Here is an 8,668-nt window from a genome sequence, read left to right on the forward strand (position 1 = left end):
TGACCCGGCGCAGCCTGATATTTCCATTGAGAATTGACCCATGTTTCAACCGTCCCTCGCATGTTTTCAGCGGGGGCTCTGGAGTGATCGACATGGCGTTACTGAGCGTGATCCGACGCTGGCATTTTCGAGAGCATTTATCGATCCGGGAGATATGCCGCAGGACTGGCTTATCCCGGAATACCATCCGCAAATATCTGCGCGCCGGCGGGGTGGAGCCGAAGTTCAATGTGCCGGAGAGGCCGAGCAAGCTTGACCCGTTTGCGGATCGGTTGTCGGCCTGGCTGAAGACGGAGTCCAAGAAAGGCCGCAAGCAGAAGCGGACGATGAAGCAGCTACACGCCGATCTTGTGAGCCTCGGCTACGAGGGGTCCTACAATCGCGTGGCGGCATTTGCTCGGGAATGGCGAGACGATCGACAGCGGGAACTGCAGACGACTGGCCGCGGGACATTTGTGCCCTTGGCGTTCGAACCAGGCGAAGCCTTCCAGTTCGACTGGTCGGAAGATTGGGCGATCATCGGCAATGAGCGCACCAAGCTGCAGATCGCCCATACGAAGCTGAGCTACTCCAGGGCCTTCATCGTCCGGGCATACCTCCTGCAGACGCACGAGATGCTGTTCGATGCCCACAATCACGCATTCCGTGTCTTCGGCGGCATCCCCGGTCGCGGCATCTACGACAACATGCGCACGGCAATCGACAAGGTCGGCCGAGGCAAAGAGCGTGACGTCAACGTCCGCTTCATGGCGATGGCCAGCCATTATGTGTTCGAGCCCGAGTTCTGCAATCCAGCGTCCGGCTGGGAGAAGGGACAGGTCGAGAAGAACGTTCAGGATGCACGTCACCGCTTCTTTCAACCGATCCCGCGCTTTCCATCACTGGACGCCCTGAATGATTGGCTCGAGCAGCGTTGCAAGGAGTTCTGGGCCAAGACGCCCCACGGTCAGATGCGTGGCACTATTGCTGACATCTGGGCGGAGGAAGTTCCGGCTCTCATGCCGCTCTCCAGGCCGTTCGACGGGTTCGTCGAATACACGAAGCGGGTCACGCCCACCTGCCTCGTGCATTTGGAGCGCAATCGCTACAGCGTCCCGGCATCCTTCGCCAATCGACCGGTAAGCCTTCGGGTCTACCCGGATCGGATTGTCGTCGCGGCGGAGGGGCAGATCGTTTGCGAGCACCGTCGCGTCATCGATCGCTCCCATGATCGGCCGGGCCAGACCATCTACGACTGGCGACACTATCTGGCTGTTGTCCAGCGCAAGCCCGGCGCTCTTCGTAATGGCGCTCCTTTCGCCGAGCTTCCCGATGCATTCCGGACCTTGCAGCAATACCTGCTCAAGAAGCCGGGTGGCGATCGGGAGATGGTCGATATCCTGGCGCTCGTTCTTCAACACGACGAACAGGCCGTGCTGTCGGCCGTGGACATGGCGCTGAAGTCCGGCGTTCCGACCAAGACGCATGTGCTGAACCTGCTGCATCGCCTCGTGGACGGCAAATCCTTCACGCCGCCCACCATTGATGCACCACAAGCCCTGACGCTCACCAATGAGCCCAAGGCCAATGTCGAACGTTACGATGCCCTGAGAAAGACGGAGGCTCGCCATGCGTCATAATCCAGCAAGCGGCGCTATCGTCATCATGCTGCGGCAGTTGAAGATGCACGGCATGGCCCAGGCGGTCGGTGAGCTCACCGAACAAGGATCGCCGGCGTTCGAAGCGGCAATCCCTGTCCTGTCCCAGCTTCTCAAGGCGGAGACAGCGGAACGAGAGGTTCGATCGACGGCCTATCAGCTCAAGACAGCACGCTTTCCGGCCTACCGTGATCTGAACGGCTTCGACTTCGCCAGCAGCGAGATCAACGAGGCGCTCGTGCAACAGCTTCATCGCTGCGACTTCCTCGATGACGCCAACAACATCGTTCTGGTCGGCGGTCCCGGCACGGGCAAGACGCACATTGCCACCGCGCTCGGTGTCCAGGCCATCGAGCATCACCACAAGCGGGTGCGGTTCTTCTCGACAGTCGAGTTGGTCAACGCGCTCGAGCAAGAGAAGGCTCAAGGCAAGTCGGGGCAGATCGCCAATCGGCTTGTTCATTCCGATCTCGTCATTCTCGACGAGTTGGGATACCTGCCATTCAGCGCATCAGGCGGCGCATTGCTCTTCCATCTGCTGAGCAGACTGTACGAGCGCACCAGCGTCATCATCACCACCAACCTCAGCTTCAGTGAATGGGCCAGCGTCTTCGGCGACGCCAAGATGACCACCGCGCTGCTCGACAGGCTCACCCACCACTGCCACATCCTGGAAACCGGAAACGATAGCTTCCGCTTCAAGAACAGTTCGGCCCATCAGCCCAAAACAACGAAGGAGAAACGCAGGAACTTGACCCCGACCAACAACACGAACGATACCTAAAGGCGGGTCAATTCTCGGTGGAAACGCCGGGTCAGCTCTCAGTGGAAATCAACAGATCTGGGCGGCCGACAGCTGCGGTGCATGCGCGATCAGCGACAGCACGAAGGCCTTTACCTTGCCGCCATTCGCCGTGTCCAGCACGCCAGTTCCGGCCCGCGCCTTCGACCGGTCGACGGCGAGATTGTCCACGCAACCGAGGCGCTTGATGCTCATCCAGCGCATAAGGCTGCGGCGCGAGATGGCCGGGATCGTCTTCTTGACCCAGTCCTCGACCTTGATCGAGCCCATTTCATACTTGTCGCAAAAGACCGCCAGGCAGCCTTGCCGGTTGAGACGCAAGCCCCGCTCGAACAGTTCGAAGGCGGCGATCACAGCGAGCCGCGCATCCCGTTCGATACCCGGCCGGCCCTGCACGAGCGGTGCGTCCGGATTGACCGGCGGCGACGGTGGCAGAGTGCCGACGGTCATGTGCTTCTGCACATAGGCGACCTGGGCGAGTGTCGGCAGCAGGCGGAAATGATACTCCATGCCGCCACCGCGTCCCTGCCGCTTGCGGGCATAGGTCGGATGCGTGTTCCAAGCGTTTGCATCGACGAACTTGTTCACGCCGCGTTTCGTGTTCGGCATGTGAGGCAAAGCTTCGTCGGCGATCTCGTCAGCTGTCAGCCAGTCTTTCATGCGAAAACTCCGGGATGGATGGCCTGCGCGCTCGCCGCGACGGGGGTGATACGGCGAGCGCGCGAGGCATCCGCACCGGACGCGAGACCGGATCGGTGCGGAAGGGGATGAACGGGTTGCTGTGTCATGTCAGAAGCACGCCTCGACTTTGGAGCGTGCTTTGGATGCGGCGAACATCGACCGTCCCTCGGCGCGGATCTCCGGGCTGACAAATCCTGCGCCAGGAACCGTCAGTTCCGGCGCGGGATTGTGGTCGATATACTCGGGGAAGGCCTCGGATGACCGACCGCAGGCGTCCAGGAACTGGCGTTCTGTTGGCGTCATGCGGCACCTGTGGCGGCAGCGATGATCACCAGCGCGGCGACCAGGGTGAGGGCAAACGCCCCGAACATCAGCGTCGAGACGGCAATTGGCGCCGGCATGGTCGGTCGCTGGTAGGCAACGACGCTGATGACGGTCGCACCGAACCAGAGCGCAAAGATCGCGGCCCCGGTTTCGATCAGGGTGACGTCGCTGCTCATAGCGCGGCTCCCTCGATCGAGGCAGCCAGCAGCCGCAGCCGCTCGGCGACCAGGCGCTTGGCCCTTGCCTCGATGTCGCGCATCAGATCGGCCTTGGCCTCGGCGATCATCCGCTCGACCAGTGTGCCCTCCTGCTCGGCCGGGAAGACCGGCGTGAAGAACGGCTTGCCATCGTCGACCGTGACGACGGTTGTCACGCTCTGGTCGGGACCTCCCGACAGGTCGACGCCGACGGTCATCTTGTCCTCGGCCGGCGATGGAGCGGTCTCCGGCTCGGCCGGTGTCGCATCGCTGCAGATCGCCTCGCCGACATACTTTCCGTCCTTCACGCCGAACATCGAAAAGCGGTTCGCATCGCGCGGATCGGGTCGCACGAACACGTCCGTGCCGGGTGCCGCGCCATGCGCCTTGAAGTATTTGCCATGGATGCGAAGCTGCCCGGACTGCGTCACGCGGCGCTGCATCATCAGGGCGTCGTCATTGCGCGCCGGATCGTCGCTGGCGATTGGTTCGGCTCCACTGCCGGTATCCCCGGTGGCCGGCGCATCGGCCACCTCTTCTTCATCCGCGATCGGCGCGCCTTCGGGACGCGAAATGGCCTTCTTGTGGATGCCATCCAGCCAGTCGTTGAAGACGTGCTGCTTGGGCTTCTCGATGCCCACCTCGGCGAAATCGCGGCAAAGGCCGTTATAGATCGCCAATGGGCTGAACGCCTTGTTATGCGCCTTGTCGAAGGCCGACTGCAGGGCCGGCAGCGCATAGCGCGGCAGGCTGTCGAAAAAGGGTTTTTCCTGGAAGTTGGTGATGTTCATCGCTTGGCTCTCACTCTTGCTTCGAGCGCCTGTCGCCGGCTGGCGATTTCCCGCTCATGTTCTTCGATCAGGTGCAGTTCGATCAGGTCGCGGTAGCGCTCCGGCACGGCCACGAACCCGAACCCGTTGGTCACGAGCCCGAGCAGCTCGTGCGCGCCGGTCGCCTCGATCAGCGCAATGAAGGCATCGAGCGAAATCCGGTGCTGCCCGGAGGCTTCGCTCGACCATTTGTTCAACATGTCTTCGGAGATCGTCCGGCCGAGGAACTCGCTCATCCGCGCGGCAACCTGTGCCCGCGTCCGGCCCCCCTCCTTGGCATCCTTCAGGGCGCGGCCGATCGACCGGGCAATGCGATTGTCGAGCGCGCCGCGACCGGCAACCTCCTCGCCGTAGCTGGCAGCCACCTGCGGCGGCTCCCAGGAAAACAGGTCGGCGGTCATGGTGTCGCGGCGGGCCATTAACGCGCGCCTCGTTTAGTCTGCCAGCGCGTGACAGCGGCCTCGTTGAGGTCAAGAAAATGATCCTGCTCGCCGGTCGGAAGCCGGGAGAAGCGCTGGTGAACGACCTCCCATTTGGCCGGTCGGTTGCGCGTCGTGCCGTCCAGAAGCGCGATTGCCTCCTCGACGCTTCCGGCCTTCTCGCCAAGGATCAGGTCGATGATCGACACCTGCCGATCTGCGGGCTTGACGGTGGCCAGGCGGTAAAGTTCGCCCTCGCTGTCCGCGATCCAGGTCAGTGCCATCCGGTCCCGCTGTAGCGACGAGATCGATGCAATCTTGATCGCGCGAAACACCCCGGCCCGGGAAATGCCGAGGAAGGCCTGTGCTGCCTCGGAAAACGAGGCTGTGAAGCTCTCGCTGGCTGCCATAAGCTCGGCGTCGCCCGAATTGAGTCTAAGCGTTAGACTCTCGGCAGAGGTCGCGGGCTTGCGGCCGGGTTTCAGACGCGGCTGCGTCGCCCGGTAGATGTCGCACCAATCGGCGATGGCGACCGCCCGATCGAGAGCGCCGAGACGCACACGGGCCATGTTTTCGGTGAAGGATCTGAGGCGGCGCGCACCGTCGCTGGCGAACTCGTTCGGCTCGCGGACGATCGCGTTGATCGTATCACGACCGAGAAACGCAGTAGCCTGCATGCGCAGCGATCCGAAGATCAGTCGGTAGCAACCGATGGCATCTTGGCGGCGCTCGATCTCGATCGGCTGCTGCTGGCCATGAATGGCGATGCTCTCGGCCATGGCCGCGACATCGGCGCGGCTATGCTTGCGGTGGTGGGCGGGGATGTCGATCGCGGCGATGGCGATCGGTTCGATCGCGGGCATCGGCGCCAGGCTGTCCAGCGGCGTGGGCTTTGTGGACGAGGTGCTCATGCAACGCTCCGGCTATTGTCAACGCCGCCGCGCGCTTTTGCCCTTTCGTTGCAACGCTCGTTGCTGCTATCTTTTCCCTCGTCATGACGACCGCGCGTATAGCTGTCGGGAAACAGCTCGCGGAAAGGAACGTCCAGCGCCTTGGCAATCGCCTCGGCGCCGGCGCGGCTCGCTCCGATGATGCCCGCCCTGCAGGCGCTGTCGTAGAGGCCGGCGTCGCGGGCGATCCCGGTGAGGGTCATACCGCGACGCCGGATCTCGGCGTTGATCTGGTGTCGATCCCACTTGGCTGTGGTGTTCATGATGGCTCCGTAAATCGGTCGTTGGAGCGACCGGTTTGTGTGTGTCGGTGTTCAACCTGTTGCATGAACTAGTGTAGCAGCTTTTTATCGGCACTCAACGCTAATAAGCGGTTCCCACATGAGAATGTGCCGATATGAAGCGGTTTAACGACGTTCAGTATAATTTTCAAAGGCTTATCAATGCCGAGATCGTCGACAAAAAGCGGGTCCGTCGTTCCCGGTTTCGATTTTTATTGGGACGACGCGACGAGAGATCGCTTCAAGGTCATGCTTGAACGAATCGGTAGCTTGGTTCGGGCGGGCGAGATCGCCGGGGTCTCGGACGAGCAAGTCGCTCGGTGGCGCGACGGAAAGGCCAAGCCCAACTTCGGGGGAGTCGCAGCTATCGCGATGAATGCCGGTATGTCGCTCGACTGGCTAACCGGAAATGAACCGTCTGGAGGGACCGGGGATTTGACGATGATCGAACGTCTCGACATCGAGGCGTCGGCCGGCAACGGTGCCCTAGTCGACAATGAGCAGGCGCTTGATTTTGTTGCGTTTCAAACGCGTTGGCTGCGCCGCAAGGGCATCAACCCGGCCGCCGTGCGGCTCCTCAACATTCGCGGCGACAGCATGGAGCCGACCATCCGCGATGGCGACATCGCCCTCGTCGACACCTCTATCGACGACATCATCGACAACGCGATCTACGTCCTGGTCGTCGGCAATCGCTTGCTGATCAAGCGCATCCATATCCTGATGAGCGGCGCGCTTCGCCTGATCAGCGACAACGCCCTTTACCCTCACGAGGACGTGCCGGCCTCGGAGGCCGAGTTCGTCCGCGTTTCTGGTCGTGTTGTGTGGTTCGGTCGTTCGATTTAACCAACAAAATCAGTCAGTACTTACTTATTGGGAAGGCGGGAAAAAATGTGGAAAATGATCCGTGTTGCGGTGCCCTTCGTGGCTCTAGTGGGCTGCAATACAGTTCCTGACAAACCCGACTTCACGCTAGACTTGGCCGGCGACTACAAGGCGATTTCGGACTGCGCTTACCTCAAGTTTCGTGACCTCCAAAACTGGAGACGGACGGACCTCGACACGATGGGACAGGTGGAGTTCGCCTTCACTGATGGAGTATCGGTAGGCGGACGGATCTACGTGCAGCAAAGTGGCCCAGGTCGGACAAAGGTGGTTTCTCACGTTCAAGCGGCTATTTGGGGCAAAGACTATTGGCCGAGACGATATCGCCCCATCTTTGAAGCGTGCGCTGAATAGAGATAGGTTCCAACATGGCAAGAAATCTTGGCCTTCTCGCAGTCCTTGCTTGTGCCGTCTCACTTCCTGCTCATGGCGCTCAGCCGATCTATCCGGATGACAAGGGAAAGGCCCGGCTGATGGAACTGTCGGTGAAGGCCGACCTGTGCTCGATCAAGCTGGATCCCGACGCGGCTGAATGGATCGCTACGATGCTCTCGGATATCTCGCCTGCGTCCATGGAAGCTGCGCGCGTCGGGGAAAACGAATGGCTTCTAGTGATGCAGGATCTTGGGACAACCCGCGTTGAGAGCTGCATCAAGGTCCGGAACGACCTTCGCCGTGAAGGCTTCGTCCAATAAATCAGAATGCCATTTGTTCTTGCGCCCCAATTGTTTGACTAAGGCGCTTTTGGCAGCGTGAACGCCCTGCGTTTCATAGGTTTTCCCGACAATTCCCGATTTTTCCCACATATTCCCGGATATGCCATCTGATCTTGCACATTACAAAAATCCCCGGCAAGGGCCGGCGCCGCAGAGAGATCGAAGTCGCGGGGCAAAAACCGCCGAACGGGGCGCTGAAAGGTGCCACATAAACAAATTTTACGAGGCAGCTTGCAGCGCCCCGTCCGTCCCGGCTTGCCGGGAAAATGAAGAAGAGCCGAGGAACCGGAGGGTGAGAGGCCCGGCCGGCAAAAACCCGTGCCCGTGATTGCGGGCGCATCGAGAAAGGCCGGCGGCGCCCTGGCGCGGCCCGGGCCGATGGCAAAGGAGAAAGCGATGAGCGAGGCAGCCGAAGCGCAAGACCCCGAAGTTCCCGAGATCGACGATCATGACGTCGGGGAGCAGCTGATGGCGCGGACGGCGGAGCTGCTCGGCGTGCCGGTGCGCGCCTGTCCGATCCGGGCCTGCTGGCGCAGCGGCGACTGCCGCTTCGTCGATCCGGACACGTTCCCCAACCGTCCCTGGTGCCTCGACCAGTTGCCGGACGCCGAGCGTGCCGGCTTCGACGCGCTCTATACGCGGGTGCGGGCGGCCATCTTCATTCTGCTGCTGGAGGCCGAGCCCCTGCCCTCGCCCGATCCGGAGACCCGCGAGTTGCAGGATGCTGCCCTCGAGATCGCCGCCACCGTGCTGTGCGATCATCCGGCCAACCGGCCGGTGGTCCGCCGGTGGATCCGGCGGCGGCGCGACAAGCTGCCGGCGCTCCTGGAGGGCGATTCGCTGGCGGCCTATCGCGCCGCGGTCGACGCCGTGCCGCGCGAGACGCGCGCGGGACTGCCGTGGCTGTAGGCCGGGGTCCGGACGATACGGCGCCCCGGCCCTGCCC

The 8,668-nt window shown here is 61.9% G+C and carries 12 protein-coding genes; 5 read left to right on the plus strand and 7 right to left on the minus strand.

The genetic code is table 11. From position 1 onward, the window contains the following. Nucleotides 1–92: 92 nt before the first annotated feature. Complete coding sequence (gene istA / locus DYZ14_RS23700; RefSeq protein WP_154722886.1) at nt 93–1,619, plus strand: IS21 family transposase; 1,527 nt, start codon at nt 93–95, stop codon at nt 1,617–1,619. Then, nucleotides 1,609–2,421, plus strand: coding sequence for an IS21-like element helper ATPase IstB (gene istB / locus DYZ14_RS23705; protein WP_154722887.1), 813 nt, complete (start codon nt 1,609–1,611; stop codon nt 2,419–2,421). Before istA ends, istB begins: the two co-directional genes overlap by 11 nt. A 48-nt stretch (nt 2,422–2,469) precedes the next feature. On the opposite strand, the gene DYZ14_RS23710 is transcribed toward istB, so the two are convergent. The 7 genes from DYZ14_RS23710 to DYZ14_RS23740 all read right to left on the minus strand — a co-directional run bounded on the left by DYZ14_RS23710 (nt 2,470) and on the right by DYZ14_RS23740 (nt 6,103). Next, a complete protein-coding gene (locus DYZ14_RS23710; RefSeq protein ID WP_154722888.1) occupies nt 2,470–3,099 on the minus strand; it encodes a DNA-binding protein in 630 nt (209 codons plus the stop codon). A gap of 129 nt (nt 3,100–3,228) precedes the next feature. Beyond that, a complete protein-coding gene (locus DYZ14_RS23715) occupies nt 3,229–3,423 on the minus strand; it encodes a hypothetical protein (protein WP_154722889.1) in 195 nt (64 codons plus the stop codon). Continuing rightward, a complete protein-coding gene (locus DYZ14_RS23720) occupies nt 3,420–3,620 on the minus strand; it encodes a hypothetical protein (RefSeq protein ID WP_154722890.1) in 201 nt (66 codons plus the stop codon). Before DYZ14_RS23720 ends, DYZ14_RS23715 begins: the two co-directional genes overlap by 4 nt. Further along, nucleotides 3,617–4,432, minus strand: a complete 816-nt coding sequence (locus DYZ14_RS23725) for a hypothetical protein (protein ID WP_154722891.1) — start codon at nt 4,430–4,432, stop codon at nt 3,617–3,619. The genes DYZ14_RS23720 and DYZ14_RS23725 overlap by 4 nt, the downstream gene beginning before the upstream one ends. Continuing rightward, on the minus strand, nt 4,429–4,890 hold the full coding sequence (locus tag DYZ14_RS23730; protein WP_154722892.1) for a hypothetical protein: 462 nt from the start codon (nt 4,888–4,890) through the stop codon (nt 4,429–4,431). The genes DYZ14_RS23725 and DYZ14_RS23730 overlap by 4 nt, the downstream gene beginning before the upstream one ends. Beyond that, nucleotides 4,890–5,801, minus strand: a complete 912-nt coding sequence (locus tag DYZ14_RS23735; protein ID WP_154722893.1) for a ParB/RepB/Spo0J family partition protein — start codon at nt 5,799–5,801, stop codon at nt 4,890–4,892. The genes DYZ14_RS23730 and DYZ14_RS23735 overlap by 1 nt, the downstream gene beginning before the upstream one ends. Continuing rightward, nucleotides 5,798–6,103: a helix-turn-helix domain-containing protein gene (locus tag DYZ14_RS23740; RefSeq protein WP_154722894.1), complete on the minus strand. Its 306-nt coding sequence runs from the start codon at nt 6,101–6,103 to the stop codon at nt 5,798–5,800. The genes DYZ14_RS23735 and DYZ14_RS23740 overlap by 4 nt, the downstream gene beginning before the upstream one ends. Nucleotides 6,104–6,283: 180 nt before the next feature. Here DYZ14_RS23740 and DYZ14_RS24540 point away from each other — a divergent pair, with 180 nt between their 5' ends. From DYZ14_RS24540 to DYZ14_RS23755, 3 genes are all read left to right on the plus strand, one after another. Next, nucleotides 6,284–6,967 (plus strand): LexA family transcriptional regulator, encoded by a 684-nt coding sequence (locus tag DYZ14_RS24540; RefSeq protein ID WP_232365669.1) that lies wholly within the window; start codon nt 6,284–6,286, stop codon nt 6,965–6,967. 512 nt (nt 6,968–7,479) lie between these two features. Then, nucleotides 7,480–7,701 (plus strand): hypothetical protein, encoded by a 222-nt coding sequence (locus DYZ14_RS23750; RefSeq protein ID WP_154722895.1) that lies wholly within the window; start codon nt 7,480–7,482, stop codon nt 7,699–7,701. Nucleotides 7,702–8,118: 417 nt separating this feature from the next. Beyond that, complete coding sequence (locus DYZ14_RS23755) at nt 8,119–8,631, plus strand: hypothetical protein (protein WP_154722896.1); 513 nt, start codon at nt 8,119–8,121, stop codon at nt 8,629–8,631. Nucleotides 8,632–8,668 lie beyond the last annotated feature (37 nt).

Origin of the sequence: Ciceribacter sp. T2.26MG-112.2 (genome assembly GCF_900492205.1) — a bacterium.
Classification (GTDB): domain Bacteria; phylum Pseudomonadota; class Alphaproteobacteria; order Rhizobiales; family Rhizobiaceae; genus Allorhizobium; species Allorhizobium naphthalenivorans_A.

Coding starts and splice junctions, on each gene's coding strand:
- DYZ14_RS23715 (WP_154722889.1), bottom strand. CDS start 3,423: ATGACGCCAACAGAACGCCAGTTCCTGGACGCCTGCGGTCGGTCATCC.
- istA (WP_154722886.1), top strand. CDS start 93: ATGGCGTTACTGAGCGTGATCCGACGCTGGCATTTTCGAGAGCATTTA.
- istB (WP_154722887.1), top strand. CDS start 1,609: ATGCGTCATAATCCAGCAAGCGGCGCTATCGTCATCATGCTGCGGCAG.
- DYZ14_RS24540 (WP_232365669.1), top strand. CDS start 6,284: ATGCCGAGATCGTCGACAAAAAGCGGGTCCGTCGTTCCCGGTTTCGAT.
- DYZ14_RS23710 (WP_154722888.1), bottom strand. CDS start 3,099: ATGAAAGACTGGCTGACAGCTGACGAGATCGCCGACGAAGCTTTGCCT.
- DYZ14_RS23730 (WP_154722892.1), bottom strand. CDS start 4,890: ATGGCCCGCCGCGACACCATGACCGCCGACCTGTTTTCCTGGGAGCCG.
- DYZ14_RS23735 (WP_154722893.1), bottom strand. CDS start 5,801: ATGAGCACCTCGTCCACAAAGCCCACGCCGCTGGACAGCCTGGCGCCG.
- DYZ14_RS23740 (WP_154722894.1), bottom strand. CDS start 6,103: ATGAACACCACAGCCAAGTGGGATCGACACCAGATCAACGCCGAGATC.
- DYZ14_RS23725 (WP_154722891.1), bottom strand. CDS start 4,432: ATGAACATCACCAACTTCCAGGAAAAACCCTTTTTCGACAGCCTGCCG.
- DYZ14_RS23755 (WP_154722896.1), top strand. CDS start 8,119: ATGAGCGAGGCAGCCGAAGCGCAAGACCCCGAAGTTCCCGAGATCGAC.
- DYZ14_RS23750 (WP_154722895.1), top strand. CDS start 7,480: ATGGAACTGTCGGTGAAGGCCGACCTGTGCTCGATCAAGCTGGATCCC.
- DYZ14_RS23720 (WP_154722890.1), bottom strand. CDS start 3,620: ATGAGCAGCGACGTCACCCTGATCGAAACCGGGGCCGCGATCTTTGCG.